Source organism: Labrys sp. KB_33_2, assembly GCF_052114505.1.
Taxonomy (GTDB): Bacteria; Pseudomonadota; Alphaproteobacteria; order Rhizobiales; family Labraceae; genus Labrys.
This window is the reverse complement of the sequence record NZ_JBFREW010000003.1, coordinates 150,972-170,812: the sequence shown is the minus strand read 5'-3', so window position 1 is coordinate 170,812 and position 19,841 is coordinate 150,972. Positions and strand designations below refer to the sequence as shown.

The following is a 19,841-nucleotide window of genomic DNA, read 5'->3' as shown; positions in this document are numbered from 1 at the left end:
AGGCTGCAGGGCTTGAACCCCAGATCGGGAGAAGGTTTGCCAATGCGCCCGCCCGTGCTATCGACCTCCCCGCGAATTCATTCGGCTGGTACCCTTGGCTTCTTTCCTCGATCCATTTCGTCTCATGCGCGCGGGCTGGACGCTGGCCCGCGAAGGCGCGCTTAGCCTCGTCGACATCCATGACCTTCCGGCGCCGGCACGGCTGGCCGTCCGGCTCGGCCGGCTGATTGAAAAGCGCCATGTCAGCGGCGGCAAGGGGCTGGCGGCCGCCTTGGTGAAGCTAGGGCCCAGCTGGGTGAAACTCGGGCAGTTCCTGGCGACCCGGCCCGATGTGGTCGGTTTTGCGGTGGCGCGCGACCTGGAGGAACTGCAGGACCGCATGCCGCCCTTCGGGCGCGCCATCGCCATCGCCGAGATCGAGAGGGCCCTCGGCGGGCCGCTGAGCCACTTTTTCGACGAGCTTTCCGAGCCGGTGGCCGCAGCCTCGGTGGCGCAGGTGCACAAGGGCATCATCCGCGACGCCGACGGCGAGCGCGAAGTAGCGGTGAAGGTACTGCGTCCCGGCGTCGATCGGCGTTTCCGCTCCGACCTCTCCACCTTCTATTTCGCCGCGCGTACGATCGAGCGGCTCGACCCGCGTTCCAAGCGCCTCAAGCCTGTCGAGACGGTCGACATGCTGGCGCGCACCGTCGCCTTCGAGATGGATTCGCGCCTGGAAGCGGCTGCCCTGTCGGAAATGGCGGAGAACATCGCCGACGATCCCGATTTCCGCATTCCTGCGCCGGACTGGAACCGCACGGCCCGCACCGTGCTGACACTGGAATGGATCGAGGGCATTCCCCTGTCCGACATCGACAGGCTGAAGGCGGCCGGCTTCGATCTCGTCGATCTCGCCCGCATCATCATCCAGTCGTTCCTGCGCCACGCCATCCGCGACGGCTTCTTCCACGCCGACATGCATCAGGGCAATTTGATGATCGATGCCTCCGGCCAGCTCGTTGCGGTGGATTTCGGCATCATGGGCCGGGCCGGCCTGAAGGAGCGCCGCTTCCTCGCCGAGATCCTGCACGGCTTCATCACCCGCAACTATCGGCGGGTGGCCGAAGTTCATTTCGAAGCGGGCTATGTGCCCTCGAGCCATTCGATCGACGACTTCGCCCAGGCGATCCGCGCCATCGGCGAGCCGATCCACCAGAAGCGGGCCGACGAGATCTCGATGGCCAAGCTCCTGACGCTGCTGTTCGAAATCACCGAACTCTTCGACATGAAGACCCGGCCCGAGCTGATCCTGCTGCAGAAGACCATGGTGGTGGTGGAGGGCGTCGCCCGACGGCTCAATCCCAAGCTCGACATGTGGGCGACGGCTGATCCGGTGGTGCGCGACTGGATCGAGCGCAATCTCGGCCCGCTGGGCAAAATCGGCGACCTCGGACAGCAGACGCTGGAAGCCGGCAAATCGCTCACGCTGTTGCCGAGCCTGCTCAACCGGGCCGAGACCCTGGCCGCGCGCCTCAACGAGGCAGCGGAAAAGGGCTTTGCCCTGCTACCCGACAGCATCGAGGCGATCGGCAAGGCCGAAGCCCGCCGCAATCGCTGGGGCAATGCCGCTTTGTGGCTGATCGCCCTCGTGGCGCTCTATCTGGCCTGGAAATTGGCCTGAGCGAAGCAGCTCAGACGACAGCATCATCGACCAGCGCCGCAAACCAGAGGCCGAACGGGTTCGGCCCCTTTGCTGTTCAGGAAAAGACACCGGCGACTTCATTGCCGCCAATCCCCTTGGGCGAGGGGCCATATTGGTTGGGGCCCTGGGTACCATCGAGGAAGCCGAGCTCGATGAAAACCCAGATGGCGCCGACAAGGGGAATGAGGCTGGCGAGCAGGAACCAGCCACTCCTGTTGCGGTCATGGCAGCGGCGGACACCGATGGAAAGTCCCGACCATACGAAGCCGATATAGAGCAGGATACCGATCACCATCAGCACATAGATGAGCGGATTGTCCGGTGTTAGGGCCAGCGCCAGACCGTAGAAAACTCCCACGACGACGCACAGGGCAACCCATTGCAGGAGATGATAGATCCAGTAGCTGCTGCGGCGCAGCCGGCCCTGGAAACTGAACAATTTCTCCACAAGTGTCGGTTCATTCATCGCGCTCAACCCCTTTTGACCATCAGCTCTTGCGATTTCAATATTCGCCGGCCTAGCAGCGCAGGCGATTGAAAACAAGGCACCAATATCGATCAATGGAGAGGTGTGTTTCCAGCGTGACAGAAGAACAGCAGGCTGGTCTCTTGGACGAGCGATATTTTACTAGTCAGGAAATTGTCACAATATCAATCACGATCTTCATGTCATCTTGGCATTCGAGATCATTGACTGGAAACCTCACCAGCATTCTCAGCCTTTGATCGTTGGTGTGTTTTCAAAGGTCCTCGTTCGCTGCACGCCATTGGCTGGCCATACCCTCAGGCTCGGGACCGAAGCGATTGGCGGCGCGGGTGCCACGCCAAAAAAACAGATCGACCAGCAGCCAGAGATTGGCAATCGGGATCAGCCCGACCAGCAGGAACCAGGCCGAATGGTCGCGATCATGGCAGCGCTTGGCCAGGATGCAGAAGACCATCCAGCCCACCAACAGAGCGAGACCGCCGAGCGGTATCCAGGGCAGCATCTGCAACACCGCCGCCGGATCATGACGGTAATAGGCAAACACCCACCCTACCCAGACGAAGGCGGCCGCCGCGAACATCACGCACAGACAGACATAGGCGAACAGGGCGTCGAAGCGCGGAATACGCCCTTTCGGGCTGAGCAACATCCGCCCGACGGTCATGCCGCCATCATTTGAACCGGCCTGTGCCATGTTGCATTCGTCGCCGCTCGCATTCCCTCGCCAGGATACACGCGGATCAATACAGAACCAACGGCCTGCAACTCGAAGTGGATGTGAATTTCGGCGCCCCGGCTGCCCGACGGCAATTCCGTCAAATCGCGACGATCTATGTTTCCGGGGGCCATTCCTCAGCAGGTGGACCGAAGCGATTGGGTGCTGGCGTCCCCTTGACGAAGCCCATCTCGACCAGCGTCCACAACGCGATGAGATTGCCCAGCCAGGCCAGCCAGGGTTGCACGAAGATCGCCGCAGCCCAGAAGGCGAGACAGCCCACCGTCCAACCGACATACCACAGCCCCGATTTGCCGCGATCGTGGCAGCGCTTGAAGCCGGCGGCGAGATAGGGCCAGGCGCAGACGAACCAGCCGACCGCGCTCATGCGGAAAACGCGAGCGGGACCTTCGTCGGGGAAATTCGCCGCCGTGAACAGCCACCAGGCGACCCAGACCAGATAGACGAAGGCGAGAGGCACCGTGGCGAGAAGGTAGGCGTGCCGACCGATACGGCCCTTGAAGGAAAATAGGTTGCCCATCCCACTCCGCCCTCAGCACCAATCACCCGGCAAGGGCCTGCCGGGACTTTCCAGCGGTCCGACATTCGCGTCGCCGACGCGGCACCCCAACAGCTTCGCCAATGCGGCGCCCATCCTGAGCATGAAAACCCCAGTCCACGTCATGGAAAGCCGGCGGAGATTGCGACCGAGCGCTGAAATCGGCCCTGCGCCCTGTCTTCAACCTACGTCGAGCCCTTCCGGCCGGCAATGGGCGAACCCAACCCGCGACACTGAAGCCGAGGCGCTACAGAGCCTTGGGCGCCCTCAATGGGGCCGCTACAGCCCCCAATCGTCCTGGTGGTCGAGCAGGCCGCGCTCGCGCAGGGCCTTCACCACGGCTTCGGCCAGGGCCTTGGGCGTTTCGCCGACGGTCTGCAGCACGATATCGGCATTCTCTGGCCGTTCATAGGGGCTGCTGACGCCGGTGAAGTGCTTGATCTCGCCGGCAAGGGCCTTGGCATAGAGCCCCTTGGGATCGCGCTTGATGCAATCCTCGATCGGGGTGTCGACGAAGACCTCGACGAACTCGCCGGCCTCGACCAGCGAGCGGACAAGGGCGCGTTCCGCCTCGAAGGGCGAGATGAAGGAGCACAGTACGATGGTGCCGCTCTCGACGAACAGCTTGGCGACCTCGCCGACGCGGCGGATGTTCTCGACCCGGTCCGCGTCCGTAAAACCGAGATCACGGTTGAGGCCATGGCGGACATTGTCACCGTCGAGCAGCATGGTGTGATGGCCGGCATGGGCGAGCTCGGCCTCGACCAGATTGGCGATGGTCGACTTGCCCGAGCCCGACAGACCGGTGAACCAGACGATCGCCGCCTTCTGATGCTTGAGGGCCGAGCGAGCCAGCTTGTCGATGGTGAGCGAGTGGCGATGGATATTAGTGGCCCGGCGCAGGGCGAAATCGATCATGCCGGCCGCCGCGGTCTGGTTGGTGGCGCGGTCGATCAGGATGAAGGCGCCGGTCTCGCGGTTGTCGACATAGGCGTCAACAGCCACCGGCACGCCGGTCGCCACATTGACGACGCCGATCTCGTTGAGTTGAAGCGTACGGGCAGCCAGGTGCTCCTGGGTGTTGACGTCAATCTTGTGCTTGATCGAGGTGACGGTGGCCGGCACGAATTTGGTGCCCAGGCGCAGCATGTAGGAGCGCCCCGGCAGCAGGGCGTCCTCGGACATCCAGATCAGATGGGCGGCGAACTGGTCGGTGACATCGGGCCGTTCGGTGGCACGGGAGAACACGTCGCCCCGCGCGGCATCGATCTCGTCGGCGAGCGTGAGGGTGACCGCATCGCCGGCAACGGCTTCCTCGTAATCGCCATCCTGGGTGACGATGCGCGTCACCACCGAGGTCTTGCCCGACGCCGCGACCGTCACACTGTCGCCTGGACGGATGGAGCCGGAGGCAACCGTGCCGGAAAAGCCACGGAAATCGAGATTGGGGCGGTTCACCCATTGCACCGGGAAGCGGAAGGGCTTCTTGGCGGCATCGGAAGCGACGTCGATCGTCTCCAGATGCTCGATCAGGATCGGGCCGTGATACCAGTCCATATTGGTCGAGCGCATCGAGACGTTTTCGCCGAAACGCGCCGAGATCGGGATCAGGGTTACCGAGGTGAAATCGAGATTGGCGGTGAAGGCCAGGATATCGTGAACGATCTTCTCGAAGACGATACGATCATAATCCACCAGGTCGATCTTGTTGACCGCGACCACGATGTGGCGGATGCCGAGCAGCGAGCAGATGGTGGCATGGCGCTTGGTCTGCACCAGCACGCCCTTGCGGGCATCGATCATCAGCACGGCAAGGTCAGCGGTGGAGGCGCCGGTCGCCATGTTGCGGGTATATTGCTCGTGGCCGGGGGTGTCAGCCACGATGAAGGAGCGCTTGGCGGTCGAGAAGAAGCGATAGGCGACGTCGATGGTGATGCCCTGCTCGCGTTCAGCCTCCAACCCGTCGACCAGGAGGGCGAAGTCGATGTCCTCGCCCGTGGTGCCGTGGCGCTTGGAATCCTTCTCCAGCGTGGCGAGCTGGTCCTCGAAGATCAGCTTGGAATCATAGAGCAGCCGGCCAATCAGGGTCGACTTGCCGTCATCGACCGAGCCGCAGGTGAGGAAGCGCAGCAGCCCCTTTTCGCGGGGCTTGAGCATTTCGGCGAGCGAAAGCTCGGCCTGGGGAGCGGCAGCGTTCATCAGAAATAGCCCTCGCGCTTCTTCTTTTCCATCGAGGCCGACTCGTCATTGTCGATCAGGCGGCCCTGGCGCTCGGAGGTGCGGGCGGTCAGCATCTCGCGCACGATGTCGGCGACCGATGTCGCCTCGGAATCGATGGCGCCGGACAAGGGATAGCAGCCGAGCGTGCGGAAGCGGACGCGGCGCATCTGAGGGACCTCGCCGGGCTCCAGCGGCAGGCGCTCGTCATCGACCATCAACATGGTGCCCGACCGAAACACCACCGGGCGCTCCTTGGCGAGGTAGAGCGGCACGATCGGAATGTCCTCTTCCAGGATATATTGCCAGATGTCGAGCTCGGTCCAGTTCGACAGCGGGAAGACGCGGATCGATTCGCCCTGCCGGATCTTGGTGTTGTAGAGCGACCACAATTCCGGACGCTGGTTGCGCGGGTCCCAGGTGTGGTTGGCGGTGCGGAAGGAAAAGATGCGCTCCTTGGCGCGGCTCTTTTCCTCGTCGCGGCGCGCTCCGCCGAAGGCCGCGTCGAACTTGTACTTGTCGAGGGCCTGGCGCAGGCCCTCCGTCTTCATCACCTGCGTGTGCAGGGAGGAGCCCGAGGTGATCGGGTTGATGCCCCGCTCGACGCCGTCCTGGTTGACATGCACGATCAGGTCGAGCCCGTAGCGCTTGGCGATCTCGTCACGGAACGAGATCATGTCCTTGAACTTCCAGGTCGTGTCGACATGGAGCAGCGGGAACGGCAGCTTCGAGGGATAGAACGCCTTCAGGGCCAGATGCAGCATCACCCCCGAATCCTTGCCGATGGAATAAAGCATCACCGGATTGGCGAATTCGGCCGCGACTTCGCGGATGATCCCGATCGACTCGGCTTCGAGCCGCTTGAGATGAGGAGACAGGGTGCGGGACATTGGCGCCTATGGGCCCTTTTCACATTGGAAAATGTGTAATTAGGGCATTTTACATAGAATGTCAGGGCTGCCGGCGCAAGTGCGTTTCTTGCGCGGAGAATAGGTGGCAGCCCAGCATGTCACCGCGGGCAGCTCTGTACAACGCCCTGGTTCGGGCGGTTCAGGATCTGCAGAAGAATTGAGCAGCAAAGAGGGAGCGGCACTTGCCACCATCATTGGGGCATAGAGCGCATTCGACCTCGACGAGCGACGAGGTCTCTTTTGTTCAATCGCTGGGATAGCGCCGGACACTGTCATCCGTGACGATGGCGTCGAGCGGAATATCGTGGGCGAGGGGATGGATGGTGCGGATAGCGGCTTCGGCATAGCCGACGCCAACAGCCACCACGCTAGAGGACAGCCCTGCCAGCGTGCGGTCGAAATAGCCGCCGCCATAGCCGAGCCGGAAGCCTCTGGCGTCGTGGCCGACCACCGGAGCCAGACAGATGTCGGGCACCACCTTGCGCCCGCCCTCGGGCACCGGGATGTTCCAGAAGCCCTTGACCAGTTTCTCTCCCTGTCGCCACGTCCGGAACACCAGCGGCGCGTTCCTTTCCACCACCAGCGGCAGAGCCGTGACTGCGCCCCGCGCGGCCAGCGCTTCGGCCCAGTCGCGTAGATTGGGCTCGCCCCGCAGGGGCCAGTAGAAGCTCACCACCCGCCCGGCGACATCGCCGACGACACCATCGAGACGCTCGGCGATCGCCCGGGTCTTTTCGGCCCTGAGATCGGCCGACATGGCCAGCCGTTCGGCGATCAGACGAGCCCGCTCGCTTTTGCGCCAGGCCATGATCTCTGCCCGGCGCTCCGCCTGCATTTGCACGGCGGCATCGAGTTGATCATTGTCGGCTTCATGCGCAAAGCACGCGGGTGAGGCGAAAGCCCTGGGGGTCTCGTCGGAATCGTCACGATCGGCATTTGTCATGATATCGGTTCCCTGATCGAAACGGCGGCAATCATCTGCCGACGGCCCGCAACTGGCCAGAGCCGCGATCATCCGCCGCCGTCAACGCCTGCGCAAGGTCGGCCAGCAGATCGGCCTCGCCCTCCAGCCCCACCGAAAGCCGCAGGAGACTGTCCTTGATTCCCGCCGCCCTCCGCGCGACCTCGCCCATGCCGAGATGGGTCATGGTAGCGGGGTGGGCAACCAGGCTTTCGACGCCGCCGAGCGACTCGGCGAGGGTGAAGACCCTAACGGCCTCGACGAAGCGCCTGACGGCCGCGGGGCCACCGGCGATCTCGAAGCTGAGCATGGCACCGAAACCGGCCTGCTGCCGCCGTGCGATTTCGTGGCCGGGATGATCGGGCAGGCCGGGATAATGCACGGCGTCGACACCGTCATGGCCTGCCAGGAAAGCTGCGATCGCGCCCGCCGATCGCTGCTGGTGTTCGATACGGGGGAACAAGGTGCGGATGCCGCGCAGCGTCTGATAGGCGTCGAAGGGCGAGCCGGTGACACCGGTGAGGTTGGCCCAGGAAGCCAGCTCCGTGACATCCCCGGCCCTGGCGGCCACCACCGCGCCGCCGATCACGTCGGAATGGCCGTTCAGATATTTGGTGGTGGAATGGATGACGAAATCAGCGCCAAGCGCGATCGGTTTCTGCAGTGCCGGCGACAGGAAGGTGTTGTCGACGGCAAGCGCTGCCCCCACCTCGCGGGCCTTGCCGGCGATGGCGGCGATGTCGACGACGCGCATCAAGGGATTGCTGGGGCTCTCCACCAGCACCAGGGCCGGGCGCCGGGCCAAAGCGGCATCGAGCGCGTTCTCATCGGTCTGGTCGACCAGGGTGAGATTGAACTGGCCCTTGGCAGCCCGCATGGCGAGGAGCCGCTGCGTGCCGCCATAGCAGTCATGCGGCGCCAGGACGGTCTCGCCCGGATTGAGGCGCGAGGCCACCAGATCGACCGCCGCCATGCCGCTGGCGACCACGATCGCGCCGGCCCCGCCTTCCAGCGCCGCCAGCGTGTCGGCAAGCTGATCGCGCGTCGGATTGCGCGTACGCCCATATTCATAGGTCCCGGCCTGCTCGAAGCCGCCAAAAGCGTAGGAACTGGCGAGATAGAGCGGCGGAGCCACCGCGCGGAAGGCCTTGTCGGCCGCCATGCCGTTGCTTGCCGCAATCGTTTCGGGAGACCTGTCGTCCGTCATGCCATTTCACTCGATATCACCGCATCGTCGGCCGGCAGCGACTCCAGCCCGGCGACCCGCGGAGCGGCGGATTCGCGCCGCCGTCATCGGGCCTCCTTGGTTGTGGCATTGGCAATGAACTCAGACAAACGCATTGTTATTGCAGTTCAATGCAAAATCCATAATCTGATTTTCATGGATATCGGGCTGGCACGGACCTTTCTGGAAATCGCGCAGAATGGCAGCTTCGCCGCTGCCGCCGAGCGTCTCAATCTGACCCAGACGGCCGTCAGCGCGCGCATTCGGGCCCTCGAACAGCAGATCGGTCGCCGCCTGTTCGTCCGCAACAAGGCCGGGGCGCGGCTCACGCAGGCCGGCGAGCGCTTTGTCGGGCCCGCCACCGCCCTGGTGCAGGTCTGGGAACGCGCCCGGCAGGAGGTGGCGCTGCCGCCCGGGCGGGAAGAAGGCATCAGCCTGGGCGGCGAACTCAGCCTCTGGCATCCCCTCCTCGCCGACTGGCTGGGCTGGATGCATCGCGAATGCCCGCGCGTCGCCCTGCGAGTCGAAGTCGATACACCCTCCCGGCTGATCGAGCGCGTCAGGGGAGGATCGCTCGACCTCGTCACGCTCTACAATCCGCCGCAATATCAGGACGTCGTCGCCGAACTGGTGGTGGAGGAGCAACTGGTTCTGGTGACGACTTCCCCCGACGCGCAGGTGCATCGCGACAGCTATGTCCAGGTCGATTGGGGACCGGCCTTCGCGATCAACCACCGCGCCGCCTTTCCCGATCTCGCCGCTGCACCCGTTACAGTCTCGCTCGGCCCCCTGGCGCTGACCCATATCCTCACCGTCGGCGGTTCGGGTTATTTCCGGGCCGGCGCCGTCACCCCCTTGCTGGCCGATGGACGCCTGCACTTGGTGAAAGGGGCGCCAGCCTTCTCACACTCGATCTATGCCCTCTATACCGCCCGACGCGACAATCCGGCCCTCCACCGCGCGCGGGAGGGGTTGCGTTTCGTCGCCGCGCGCGCCGAGCGGCCGGGGCTCGGCATCATCGCCGATGGATAGAATCATCGCTCGTCTCGACCGGTCCTGCTTGAACGAGATTTAGTTTGCTGCTACTCACAACAAAATAACAGAAAAGAAGCATGATCAGGCCGGCTTGCCCCGGATGGGTTCCAGCCGGCGCAACAGGGCAGGAATCACCATGGACAGACTCGGTATCCATTCCTTCGTGTGGACAGGCGGCACCACGCAGCAGGATCTCGAAGGCGCGATGGAGAAGTCTCATCGCCTCGGCTACAAGCTGATCGAATTTCCCCGCCTCGATCCCCGCAAATTCGATGTGTCCTGGCTGGCTCAGCGCCTCAGGGACTATGATCTTGCCGTCACCGTCACCATGGGCCTGCCGCGGGAAGGCGACATTTCCAGCGAGGACGCCGCCGTGGTGCGCCGGGGCGAGGAGATCCTGTCGGATGCGGTCGCCATCACGCGCGATCTCGGCGGGCACAAGCTCGGCGGCATCATCTTCTCGGCGCACACCAAATATCGCAGCCTGCCCACGCGCAAGGGCTGGGACAACAGCGTGACCACGCTGTCCCGCCTGGCCGACAAGGCCAAGCAAGCCGGCGTCAGCCTCAACCTGGAAATCGTCAACCGCTTCGAGACCAACCTGCTCAACACCACCGCACAGGGCCTCGCCTTCATCAAGGATACCGGTTCGGACAACATCTTCCTGCACCTCGACACCTTCCACATGAACATCGAGGAGGCAGACCCCGCTCAGGCCATCCGGCTCGCCGGCGACAAGCTCGGCTATTTCCACATCGGCGAGAGCAATCGCGGCTATCTCGGCTCGGGCGTGATCAACTTCTCCGCCATTTTCGACGCCCTCGTTGCCAGCGGCTACCAGGATTGGGTGACCTTCGAGAGCTTTTCCTCCGAGGTGGTCGACGAAGATCTCTCGATCATCTGCGCGATCTGGCGCAATACCTGGACGGATAATGTCGAGCTGGCCCGCTGCGCCAAGGCCTTCATCGACGATCGCTATGCCGAAGCCCGGCGCAAGGCCGAGACGGCGCGCACGCCGTGAACGCGACTTGGAATGCGACCTGGAACGCAGCCTGCTTGCACGCCCGCCCGAGGTGCGAACTGCATTCCGGTCCATTCATGGAACAGACCGGGGTGACGATATTCTAACGCCTTGTTTCGACGCGCCTTTACGCGGTTTGCCGATTCCATCGGACCGCAAGACGCTGTAGTCTCCCTTTCCCATCCTGGAGCAAACCGCGTTCGCGGCTGAACGCTGTTTGCTCTAGTTCCCTGTTTGGATGCGTCTTTGCGATTCTCGGCGACTCCGTCTCGTCGCAAAACGCCTTAGCGGACCTCCCCATTTTGGCAACGCCGCAAACCGTCCGTCATCTCAATGAAATCAGGGCCCTTAATGCCCTGTTCCGCGATGCGGGCATGAGCCGGGCCGACCTCGCCCGGGCACTCGGCCTCAACCGTTCGACCACCGGCAACATCATCACTGGCCTGATGACGGAGGGCCTTGCTGTCGAGCGCCGCGACGAGCCGCGCGGCGAGAATGCCGGCAAGACCGGCCGCCCCGGCATCCGGGTGCAGATCGACCCGGCCGGCGCCAGCTTTCTCGGCGCCGAGATCGGCGTCGATCGGCTCACCGTCGTCATCATCGACATGCTGGCACAGGAGATCCTGCGCCTCACCCTGCCGTTCCCGACCTATCAGGAAACCCCGGAGGCCGGCACCGACCGCATGGTGGCGCTGATCGCCGAGGCCGTCGAGAGCCTCAACCGCCCCGAGCGCCTGCGTGGCCTGTGCGTGACCCTGCCGGCCCTGCTCGCCTCGGATGGCACGGTGATCAACGGGCTGATGCTCGGCTGGCGCGACGTGAAGCTGAAGACGATGATCACCGACAGGCTGAAGCGGCGCTGTCCCTCCCTCGATCCCGTCATCTCGATCGAAAACGACGCCAATGCCTTTGCCATCGCCGAGACCTACCGCGACACTGCGCATCGCTCCGAGACCGTCGCCTTCCTGCTGATCGAGAACGGTGCCGGCGGCGGCATCGTCATCGGCGGCAGGCTGCTGCGCGGCTCCGCCGGCTTTGCCGGCGAGTTCGGCCAGATCGTGCTCGGCGGCGACACCATCCAGGCCGGCCGCTCCAAGCCGGGCCATCTGGAAAGCTATATCGGCAAGGACGCCATCCTCGGCTTCTACCGCACCCAGGGCGGCGAGGCCGATCTCGACAGGCTGCTGCAAGGCCTCACCCTCGGCGAAAGTGCGGCGATCACAACCGCGCGGGTGTGGGGCGAGCGGCTCGCCGCCGGTTTGATCCAGGTTACCAGCGTGCTCAATCCCGGCCTGATCATTCTCGGCGGCTCTGTCGCGCCGGTCTTCAGCCATGTCGCGGCCGAGGTCGCCCAGGCCATGCAGCGCGAACTGCTCGAGGGCTTTCCGATGCCGCGCATCGAGGTTTCCGGCCTCGGCGTCGAGGGCCCTGCCCTCGGCGGCGCCCTCCTGATGCATCAGCGCATGTTTTCCATCGACGAGAGCGCGATCTATGCCAGCGAACAACCGATCACGCTGTTCCAGAGCTGATCCTGTTCCCCTTTCTCCGATATCGAGGAATCATCCATGCTTGCAGGCAAGATCGTCACCATTGGCGAAATCCTGGTAGAGATCATGGCCACCACCACCGGCAACGGCTTCCTGGAGCCGCAACCATTGGTCGGCCCTTTCCCGAGCGGCGCGCCGGCGATTTTCATCGATCAGGTCGGCAAGCTCGGCCACCCCGCCGCGATCGTCTCGGCCGTGGGCGACGATGATTTCGGTACGCTGAACCTCCAGCGCCTCGATCGCGATGGTGTCGACGTCTCCGCCGTGGCCGTGCATGCGGGAGCGGCAACCGGCAGCGCCTTCGTGCGCTACCGGCCGGACGGCGGCCGTGCCTTCGTCTACAATATGCGCGACAGCGCCGCCGGGCGTATCGCCGCCACGCCCGAAGCCGAAGCGGTGCTCGCCGAGGCCGGGCATCTCCACGTCATGGGATCGGGTCTGCCGGTCCCAGCCGTCGCCGAGATGATCCTGAAGACCCTGCCGGGGCTCAAGGCGCGGGGCGGTACGGTCTCCTTCGACCCCAATATCCGGCGCGAGACGTTGCGCGACGGCAGTAAGGCTGTTTTCCATACCGTGCTGGCCGCAACCGATCTCTTCCTGCCCTCCGGCGAGGAATTGTCACTGTTCTCCGGCGAGACCGACGAGGACAAGGCGGTCGCGGGCCTGCTGGCGGCGGGCATCAAGGAAATCGTGCTGAAGCGTGGCGCCGGCGGCGCCAGCCATTTCAATTGCGACAGCCGCACTGACATGCCGGGCTTCGCGGTGACCGAGATCGATCCGACAGGCGCCGGCGACTGCTTCGGCGCGACGTTTCTGGTGGCGCGCCGGTTCGGCAAGTCCGTGACGGAGGCGCTGCGCTATGCCAATGCCGCAGGCGCCCATACCGTGACCGTGCAAGGGCCGATGGAAGGGAGCGCGGACTTCGCCGAACTCAACCGCTTCATCGCCCAGGCCGCCAACGCCTGAAGCAGGGAAGTCCCACCTTTGTTACAAAACTGTCGCAAGGCGGGGATAGCCTAGCCCTGCATGGAGCCTCTCTCGCCCTGCCGCGGCCCGGCTAGGTTCTCCAGCAGCGTTCTCTAGCCGGGCCGCGCCCGCCCATCGGGCAAGCCCGTGGCGGCACAGCGCCGGCCGTCGTTTTGTCAGGCGGATCGTTTCAGCATTCTTCCAAGCGCAATCAGCACACAGGCGCCGATGAATCCGGCAATGAGGTAGCCGACCCAGCCGCCAAGCACCACGCCGAACATGCCCAGCACCAAATTGGCGACAGCTGCGCCGATAATGCCGAGGATGATATTCATGAGGAGGCCCATATTGCTCTTCATGAACATCTCGGCCAGCCAACCCGCCAGCCCGCCGATAATGATGGCTCCGATCCAACCCACCTGCAGATTATCCATGCTGCACCCCTCTGTCAGGCCTGACGCCAAACACGCCCTTGGAAGGCTATTGCCCGCGATGGGCGACTGTCCTCCGGATCGCAAGGCGCTTTGACATCGAAACGGAACCCTTGCTGGTCCCAGGGTGGAGAACGCGTGGATCAGCCTATGGTTCCATGCCAGCCGAAGTGGATTCCTTTCGATCAAACCACAGGCACGATCGAAAGGAATCCGCAAGATACCGGCTGTTTTCGGAGCTTTCCGACGAGGCCCATCCGCGGGCCTCGTCGGAAAGCTCTGCTAGGGGATGCCGACGCACGGCAGCCAACCAGGAGGCCCGGCCAACGGGCCTCCCGACTATGAAGCCTAGCGGGCTCAGTAGCCGTAATAGTAGCGGCGGTGGTAATAGGGCCGGTAATAGTAGCGCGGCCGATAATAGCGCCGATAGGGGCGATAATACCGGTAGGGCCGGTAGTAGCGCGGCCGATAGTGGCGGCGGTAGTAGTAATACTGCGCCTGCTGAACCTGGGCCGAGCCTTCCAGGGCATTCGCCATGGGGGCCGCCCGCTCGACCGGTGCCACCGGCAGGGCCGAAGACGGCGTCGAGGTGACAGCCAGTCCGCCGAGCATCATGACGACAGCGAACAAGGCCTTGAGTGAAAAGCGCATGCTTTATCTCCCTTTGCTTGGCATCTCTTGCCTCGGTCATCTTCGCCGATCCCGGCCACCTAGGCTATCGCCTGCGAAACACAGGACCAAGCGGGCTCGGCAAGCTGCAGTCGAACTGCGATGATCCACCGGCATGCGAGATAACCGAACGGAACGCCATCGAACTCTAGGCGCTCGCCCGGATGGAGGCAATGCAATCCTTCGAATCGGCTTGCGTCGGGCAATAAAAAAGCCCGCTTGCGTGCCAGCGGGCTTGGTGGAACCAAGCTTCTCATCATTGAAGCTTGGGAGGAAGTGGTGGAGCCAGGCGGGATCGAACCGCCGACCTCTACAATGCCATTGTAGCGCTCTCCCAGCTGAGCTATGACCCCACTTTTCAAAGCAGCCTGGGAGCTGCTTCGGTGTCCCTCGGCGTCACCGCCGACGGGCCGCTCGTTTGTCACGTTTCGCGGCCCGATGCAAGACGTCTTGCGAAGAAAATTTGGAAAATCTTCCGATTGGGAAAAAGACGCGGCTCCATGCTGGCTCCGCGTCTCCGGCGAGGCCCGCTGCGAGCCTCAGCTTTCCTCGTCATCCTCGATGCCGTCGCCGATCAGATCGGTGACATCGTCGTTCTCGTCCTCATCTTCCTCGAGGAAGGTATCGTCGGCCACCGGATCGTCTTCGACGTCGATATCGTCGTCGCCGACGACCGTCTTGGCGGCGCTCGCCTCGTCATCGGCCTCCTCGAGGCTGATCAGTTCGGCGTCCGCTGCGGGATCGAGATCGGTGTCTTCCTCGGTCTGGTCGACTCGCGGCGCAACCGCCTCGGGACGACCACGCAGCAGCGGCGCTGCGGCGATGACGACCACCTGGCCGGTATAGGGCGAGATGATCGGATCCTTGTTGAGATCGTAGAATTTGCGCCCAGTCGTCGGACAGACGCGTTTCGTGCCAAGTTCGGGTCTGGCCACGGCGTATACCTTATGTCGGAAATCGAAGTGCGAGGCCGCTACAGACTAGAAGCGTCCCTGTCAATGAGAATCGCAAAGATGGCGTTTTTTCGCGATCTGGCAAGGGCTTGAATCAAGATTTCCTGGCACCGCCGGCTTTGCCCCCTCGGGCCATCCATGCTAGGGCGTGTGGCCGGACCGAACCTGCCGGGTGCGCCATGCAGGAGTGAGAATCCTGCCATCGGCATTCGTCCTTGCCGTAGACCCCTTCCATCGCTCCGGAGCCGCCTCTTGCTCGCATCGCCCTCCCAGACCGCTTCGCCTCCTGCGCGCCGGTCCTCCGGGGCGGCCGACAGAAACAAGGCCGAGGGCGAGGAAAGCATCGGCCTGCTCGCCCTGATTCTGGCGCTGCTCAGCGTGGGTGAGACACGCATCGAGGGCCTGGTGGGTAGTCGTGACGTCGTGGCGATGGCGGAGGCCTGTCGCAGGCTCGGCGCCGCAATCGAACGGGGTGGCGATGCGGCCTGGTGTATCCGTGGTGTCGGCGTCGGCGGCCTGCTTTCGCCGGAGGGCAGCCTCGATATCGGGGGGTCGCTGGCAGGTGCGGTGCTGATGATGGGCGTCATTGCCAGCCATGGCATCACGGCTACCCTTGATGGCGACGCCACGCTGCGGACCTGCCCGATGATGCCTGTATTGACGCCTTTGACGCGGATGGGTGCCGAGATCGTCGCCGCCGCCGAGGGTGTGCGCCTGCCCCTGACCTTGCGCGGCGCGGTCGATCCTGTGCCGATCCTCTGGCACGTGCCCGATAGCGGCGCCTCCTCGCCGGTGCCCCCGAACCTGGTGAGTGCGGCGGTGCTGCTGGCCGGCCTCAATGCGCCCGGTGAGACCGCCGTCATCGCGCCGCAAGCGACAAGCGAGGCTGTCTCGAGCTTCAGATCGCCTGACGATGCTGCGCATCTGCTCGGGCCGTTCGGGGCCGATGTCGCGATATCACCCGAGGGCACCGGACGCCGTATCGTGCTGCAGGGCCGCCCCACGCTCCGGCCCGCGGTCGTAACCCTGCCGGCGAAAATCCCGCCTTCCTCCCCCTGATGTGTAATCTGGTGCCCCATTATGATCATTGCCATTGATGGTCCCGCCGCGTCCGGAAAGGGAACCCTGGCCAAGCGCCTGGCCGCGCATCTCGGCCTGCCTCATCTCGATACCGGCCTGCTCTATCGCGCCGTCGGGCGGGCGGCGCTCGACGAGGGCCTCGACCTCGAGGATGCGGACGCCACCGCCGAGATCGCGGACGGGCTCGACGTCGCCAGTTTCGACGAGAGCCGGCTACGCGGGCGCGAAATGGGCGAAGCGGCCTCCGTGGTCGCGGCCCATCCCAAAGTGCGCAAGGCTCTGCTCGACCTGCAGCGACGCTTCGCCCATCAGCGCGGCGGCGCCGTACTCGATGGGCGCGACATCGGCACGGTCGTCGCCCCCGGCGCCGAGGTGAAGATCTTCGTGACCGCCGATGCCGAGATCCGGGCGAAGCGCCGCCATCTCGAACTGGAAAAGCGCGGCGATGCTCCCCCCTTCGAAGCCGTCCTCGCCGATATCCGCAAGCGCGACGCCCGTGACGCCGGACGTGCCGATGCCCCCCTGAAGCCGGCGCCCGACGCCCATGTGCTCGACACCACCGCCCTCGACGTCGAAAGCGCCTTCGCCGCCGCTCTGGCGCTGGTCGAGCGGCACCGGCACTGAAACAAAACGAGCGGTTTGAGGCCGTCCGCTGCATCAACCCTTGATTTTATCGGCCAGGACGCTGATATCCCGGCCGAACATGAGTTGGAAAAGGTGAAATGACCAACAAGACCAAACCCGAAGCCAAAGCCGAGACCCGCACTGCGGCCGAGTCGGCCGCCCCGGCGGCGCCGACGGCGGACAGCACGGGCCAGGTTGGTGGCGAACAGGCCGGCGCCGACCAGACCGCCGTGAATGACGAAGCATTCGAGGTCCTTGCCAGGCTGCAGGCCGAAAATGCCGAGCTGAAGGATCGCCTGCTGCGCACCTTGGCCGAGGTCGAGAATGTCCGCCGCCGCGGCGAGCGCGAGCTCAACGATGCACGCCAATACGCCATCGCGAAGTTCGCGGGCGACATGCTTGGCGTGGCTGACAATATGGAGCGCGCTTTGGCCAGCGTACCCGCCGGGGCACGCGAGACCGACGAGGCCGTCAAGGCTTTGATGGAAGGCGTCGAGCTCACCGAAAAGGAAATGCTGCGCTCGCTGGAAAAGCACGGCGTCAAGAAGCTCGACCCGAAGGGCGAGCGCTTCGACCCCAATTTCCACCAGGCCATGTTCGAGGTGCCCGATCCTTCCGTGCCCAACGGCACTGTGGCCCAGGTGGTGCAGGTCGGCTATTCGATCGGCACGCGCGTGCTGCGCCCGGCCATGGTCGGCGTCGCCCGCGGCGGCCCGAAACAGGCCGCCGAGGCCGAAAAGCAGGCCTGATCGTAACGACGGAAGTGCCGACCTTTGTCATGCCCGGGCTTGACCCGGGCATCCAGATGCTTCGCTCTCCGAAGAACTAGCCGGGATTGCCGGGTCAAGCCCGGCAATGACAAACGTCGCGTATTTTCAAGTACAGGCGTGCCCTCAATATCCGGCCGCCAACCCTGATTCGACACGGCTATCCATGGCGCCGTTATAGCGGGCGCCATCACCTTTCTTGATGGTGGCGAGATCCTTGCCGCCGACCAGGATGCCGGCTGCCTTGCCCCACACCGGCCAGGCCGGATCGCCTTCGTCCACCTTGTAGCCCATCTCGACCAGCAGCTTGATAGTGTCGGGCGAGAGAGCCTGCGGCTCGGTATAGATCTGGTCGGGCAGCCATTGATGGTGGATACGCGGCGCGTCGACCGCTTCCTGGATGTCGAGACCATGGTCGATCACATTGAGGATGGCCTGCAATGTGATGGTGATGATGCGCGAGCCGCCGGGGCTGCCGATCACCATGAAGGGCTTGCCGTCCTTGGTGACGACGGTGGGGCTCATCGAGGAGAGCGGCGTCTTCTTGGGTTCGATGGCATTGGCCTCGCCCTGCACCAGGCCGTAGAGATTGGGCACACCGGGCTTGGCGGTGAAATCGTCCATCTCGTTGTTGAGCAGGATGCCGGTGCCTTCTGCCACCACGCCGGCGCCATAGGAACCGTTCAGCGTGTAGGTGACGGCGACGGCATTGCCGTCATTGTCGATGATCGAATAATGCGTGGTTTCCTTGGACTCGCCCATGCCCTTGGGCATCAAATCCTTGGAGACGCCAGCCTTGTAGGGATTGATCTTGGCCCGGATCTCGGCGGCGTAGTTCTTGTCCAGCAGATGCGGGACGGGGTTCTTGACGAAATCGGGGTCACCGAGACTGGAATTGCGGTCGACATAGGCATAGCGCATCGCCTCGACCATCAGATGTACGGTGTTGGCCGAATCGGCGCCGAGATAGGAGAGCGGATAGCCCTCCAGCACGTTGAGGATCTCGCAGATGATCACGCCGCCGGAACTCGGCGGGGGTGAGGAGATGATGTCGTAGCCGCGATAATTGCACTTCACGGGCTCGAGCTCGCGCACCTTGTACTGCTCGAAATCCTCTTTCTTCAGGATGCCGCCCTTGGCACCTGAAGCCTTGACGATGGCATCGGCGATCGCGCCCTTGTAGAAGGCATCCTGGCCCTTCTCGGAAATGGCCGCCAGCGAAGCGGCGAGATCGGGTTGCTTGAAGGTGTCGCCAACCGCATGGGGCGAGCCATCGGCCTGGAGGAAGATCTTGGCCGCGTTCGAATCACGCTTGAGCCAATCGGCATTCTCCTTGACGGAGGCAACGTCGCCCTGGCCGAGCACATAGCCATCCTTGGCATAGCGGATGGCTGATGCCATCAGGTCCTTGCGCGGCAGGGAGCCATATTTCTCGCGGGCATATTCGAAGCCGGCCACCGAGCCGGGCACGCCGACGGCGAGATAGCCATCCGTCGAGGCCCCCTTCACCGGATTGCCCTTGTCGTCGAGATACATGTTCTTGGTGGACGCGGCCGGCGCCCGCTCACGGAAATCGATGAAGGTCGACTTGCCGTCCTTGGTGCGGATGGTCATGAAGCCCCCGCCACCGATATTGCCGGCTTCAGGCCAGACCACCGCCAGCGTGTAGCCGACCGCGACAGCGGCATCGATGGCGTTGCCACCTTTCTTGAGGACATCCACGCCGGCCTGGGTGGCCAGGCGCTGGGTAGTGACGACCATGCCGTGCTCGGCCTCCACTGGCGCCGGCGAAGCGGCAAAGGCTCCGGCAAGCGGCGTAAAGGTCAGCGAGACGGCGAGGCCGGCGACGATCGCCGGACGGACGTGATGCATAGGCTCCTCCTCTGACTGGCACGGCTTCCGCCCCCCGAGGCCGGAATGTCGCGCCCATTCCTTTGAAGTTCAGGGCCTGATTCGAACCAGATCGGGCGAAGCAGGCTCTGGCTGTCCCGG

The 19,841-nt window shown here is 64.0% G+C and carries 19 protein-coding genes and 1 tRNA gene; 8 read left to right on the top strand and 12 right to left on the bottom strand.

Translation table 11 applies throughout. The annotated features are described in order from the left end of the window. The first annotated feature begins 124 nt into the window (after positions 1-124). Positions 125-1,660, top strand: a complete 1,536-nt coding sequence (ubiB, locus tag AB4037_RS06370) for a 2-polyprenylphenol 6-hydroxylase (RefSeq protein ID WP_441770920.1) — start codon at positions 125-127, stop codon at positions 1,658-1,660. Positions 1,661-1,736: 76 nt separating this feature from the next. Here the strand turns inward: ubiB and AB4037_RS06365 are convergent, their stop codons facing one another. From AB4037_RS06365 to metB, 7 genes are all read right to left on the bottom strand, one after another. Continuing rightward, positions 1,737-2,147: a DUF805 domain-containing protein gene (locus tag AB4037_RS06365; protein WP_434958665.1), complete on the bottom strand. Its 411-nt coding sequence runs from the start codon at positions 2,145-2,147 to the stop codon at positions 1,737-1,739. A 274-nt stretch (positions 2,148-2,421) separates the two neighbouring features. After that, entirely contained in the window at positions 2,422-2,862 is a 441-nt protein-coding gene (locus tag AB4037_RS06360) for a DUF805 domain-containing protein (protein WP_434958666.1), read from the bottom strand. 136 nt (positions 2,863-2,998) lie between these two features. Next, positions 2,999-3,424 carry a DUF805 domain-containing protein gene (locus tag AB4037_RS06355; protein WP_441770919.1) on the bottom strand — a complete coding sequence of 142 codons (426 nt, stop codon included), beginning with the start codon at positions 3,422-3,424 and terminating at the stop codon, positions 2,999-3,001. 297 nt (positions 3,425-3,721) lie between these two features. Next, positions 3,722-5,641, bottom strand: a complete 1,920-nt coding sequence (gene cysN, locus AB4037_RS06350) for a sulfate adenylyltransferase subunit CysN (protein ID WP_434958668.1) — start codon at positions 5,639-5,641, stop codon at positions 3,722-3,724. Next, positions 5,641-6,549 carry a sulfate adenylyltransferase subunit CysD gene (gene cysD / locus AB4037_RS06345; RefSeq protein ID WP_434958669.1) on the bottom strand — a complete coding sequence of 303 codons (909 nt, stop codon included), beginning with the start codon at positions 6,547-6,549 and terminating at the stop codon, positions 5,641-5,643. Before cysD ends, cysN begins: the two co-directional genes overlap by 1 nt. A 265-nt stretch (positions 6,550-6,814) precedes the next feature. After that, positions 6,815-7,513 (bottom strand): 5-formyltetrahydrofolate cyclo-ligase, encoded by a 699-nt coding sequence (locus tag AB4037_RS06340; protein ID WP_434958670.1) that lies wholly within the window; start codon positions 7,511-7,513, stop codon positions 6,815-6,817. A gap of 31 nt (positions 7,514-7,544) precedes the next feature. Further along, positions 7,545-8,738 carry a cystathionine gamma-synthase gene (gene metB / locus AB4037_RS06335; RefSeq protein WP_441770918.1) on the bottom strand — a complete coding sequence of 398 codons (1,194 nt, stop codon included), beginning with the start codon at positions 8,736-8,738 and terminating at the stop codon, positions 7,545-7,547. A gap of 174 nt (positions 8,739-8,912) precedes the next feature. Between metB and AB4037_RS06330 the strand changes: the two genes are divergently transcribed. The 4 genes from AB4037_RS06330 (at position 8,913) to AB4037_RS06315 (ending at position 13,325) form a co-directional block, all read left to right on the top strand. Further along, positions 8,913-9,788, top strand: coding sequence for a LysR family transcriptional regulator (locus tag AB4037_RS06330; protein WP_441770917.1), 876 nt, complete (start codon positions 8,913-8,915; stop codon positions 9,786-9,788). Positions 9,789-9,927: 139 nt separating this feature from the next. Further along, entirely contained in the window at positions 9,928-10,812 is an 885-nt protein-coding gene (locus AB4037_RS06325) for a sugar phosphate isomerase/epimerase family protein (RefSeq protein WP_441770916.1), read from the top strand. A gap of 374 nt (positions 10,813-11,186) precedes the next feature. Then, the gene (locus tag AB4037_RS06320; RefSeq protein ID WP_441770915.1) at positions 11,187-12,341 is read left to right on the top strand and encodes an ROK family protein; all 1,155 of its coding nucleotides are present in this window, start codon (positions 11,187-11,189) and stop codon (positions 12,339-12,341) included. Positions 12,342-12,377: 36 nt separating this feature from the next. Then, positions 12,378-13,325: a tagatose kinase gene (locus AB4037_RS06315; protein ID WP_441770914.1), complete on the top strand. Its 948-nt coding sequence runs from the start codon at positions 12,378-12,380 to the stop codon at positions 13,323-13,325. A 176-nt stretch (positions 13,326-13,501) separates the two neighbouring features. On the opposite strand, the gene AB4037_RS06310 is transcribed toward AB4037_RS06315, so the two are convergent. The 4 genes from AB4037_RS06310 to AB4037_RS06295 form a co-directional block, all read right to left on the bottom strand. Continuing rightward, entirely contained in the window at positions 13,502-13,759 is a 258-nt protein-coding gene (locus AB4037_RS06310; protein WP_441770913.1) for a GlsB/YeaQ/YmgE family stress response membrane protein, read from the bottom strand. 354 nt (positions 13,760-14,113) lie between these two features. Further along, on the bottom strand, positions 14,114-14,407 hold the full coding sequence (locus AB4037_RS06305; protein ID WP_434958677.1) for a hypothetical protein: 294 nt from the start codon (positions 14,405-14,407) through the stop codon (positions 14,114-14,116). A 295-nt stretch (positions 14,408-14,702) separates the two neighbouring features. Then, a tRNA-Ala gene (locus AB4037_RS06300) sits at positions 14,703-14,778 on the bottom strand. Positions 14,779-14,964: 186 nt separating this feature from the next. Further along, positions 14,965-15,360, bottom strand: coding sequence for a TIGR02300 family protein (locus tag AB4037_RS06295; RefSeq protein ID WP_434958678.1), 396 nt, complete (start codon positions 15,358-15,360; stop codon positions 14,965-14,967). Positions 15,361-15,630: 270 nt separating this feature from the next. Here AB4037_RS06295 and AB4037_RS06290 point away from each other — a divergent pair, with 270 nt between their 5' ends. From AB4037_RS06290 to grpE, 3 genes are all read left to right on the top strand, one after another. Beyond that, positions 15,631-16,437, top strand: coding sequence for a hypothetical protein (locus AB4037_RS06290; protein WP_441770912.1), 807 nt, complete (start codon positions 15,631-15,633; stop codon positions 16,435-16,437). Between the two features lie 21 nt (positions 16,438-16,458). After that, positions 16,459-17,082, top strand: coding sequence for a (d)CMP kinase (gene cmk, locus AB4037_RS06285; RefSeq protein WP_434958680.1), 624 nt, complete (start codon positions 16,459-16,461; stop codon positions 17,080-17,082). A gap of 98 nt (positions 17,083-17,180) precedes the next feature. Further along, the gene (gene grpE / locus AB4037_RS06280) at positions 17,181-17,831 is read left to right on the top strand and encodes a nucleotide exchange factor GrpE (protein ID WP_434958681.1); all 651 of its coding nucleotides are present in this window, start codon (positions 17,181-17,183) and stop codon (positions 17,829-17,831) included. A gap of 144 nt (positions 17,832-17,975) precedes the next feature. Here grpE and ggt read toward each other — a convergent pair whose 3' ends face one another. Further along, complete coding sequence (gene ggt, locus AB4037_RS06275) at positions 17,976-19,721, bottom strand: gamma-glutamyltransferase (protein ID WP_441770911.1); 1,746 nt, start codon at positions 19,719-19,721, stop codon at positions 17,976-17,978. Between the last annotated feature and the right edge of the window lie 120 nt (positions 19,722-19,841).

Coding starts and splice junctions, on each gene's coding strand:
- ubiB (WP_441770920.1), top strand. CDS start 125: ATGCGCGCGGGCTGGACGCTGGCCCGCGAAGGCGCGCTTAGCCTCGTC.
- AB4037_RS06365 (WP_434958665.1), bottom strand. CDS start 2,147: ATGAATGAACCGACACTTGTGGAGAAATTGTTCAGTTTCCAGGGCCGG.
- AB4037_RS06360 (WP_434958666.1), bottom strand. CDS start 2,862: ATGGCACAGGCCGGTTCAAATGATGGCGGCATGACCGTCGGGCGGATG.
- AB4037_RS06355 (WP_441770919.1), bottom strand. CDS start 3,424: ATGGGCAACCTATTTTCCTTCAAGGGCCGTATCGGTCGGCACGCCTAC.
- cysN (WP_434958668.1), bottom strand. CDS start 5,641: ATGAACGCTGCCGCTCCCCAGGCCGAGCTTTCGCTCGCCGAAATGCTC.
- cysD (WP_434958669.1), bottom strand. CDS start 6,549: ATGTCCCGCACCCTGTCTCCTCATCTCAAGCGGCTCGAAGCCGAGTCG.
- AB4037_RS06340 (WP_434958670.1), bottom strand. CDS start 7,513: ATGACAAATGCCGATCGTGACGATTCCGACGAGACCCCCAGGGCTTTC.
- metB (WP_441770918.1), bottom strand. CDS start 8,738: ATGACGGACGACAGGTCTCCCGAAACGATTGCGGCAAGCAACGGCATG.
- AB4037_RS06330 (WP_441770917.1), top strand. CDS start 8,913: ATGGATATCGGGCTGGCACGGACCTTTCTGGAAATCGCGCAGAATGGC.
- AB4037_RS06325 (WP_441770916.1), top strand. CDS start 9,928: ATGGACAGACTCGGTATCCATTCCTTCGTGTGGACAGGCGGCACCACG.
- AB4037_RS06320 (WP_441770915.1), top strand. CDS start 11,187: ATGAGCCGGGCCGACCTCGCCCGGGCACTCGGCCTCAACCGTTCGACC.
- AB4037_RS06315 (WP_441770914.1), top strand. CDS start 12,378: ATGCTTGCAGGCAAGATCGTCACCATTGGCGAAATCCTGGTAGAGATC.
- AB4037_RS06310 (WP_441770913.1), bottom strand. CDS start 13,759: ATGGATAATCTGCAGGTGGGTTGGATCGGAGCCATCATTATCGGCGGG.
- AB4037_RS06305 (WP_434958677.1), bottom strand. CDS start 14,407: ATGCGCTTTTCACTCAAGGCCTTGTTCGCTGTCGTCATGATGCTCGGC.
- cmk (WP_434958680.1), top strand. CDS start 16,459: ATGATCATTGCCATTGATGGTCCCGCCGCGTCCGGAAAGGGAACCCTG.
- grpE (WP_434958681.1), top strand. CDS start 17,181: ATGACCAACAAGACCAAACCCGAAGCCAAAGCCGAGACCCGCACTGCG.
- ggt (WP_441770911.1), bottom strand. CDS start 19,721: ATGCATCACGTCCGTCCGGCGATCGTCGCCGGCCTCGCCGTCTCGCTG.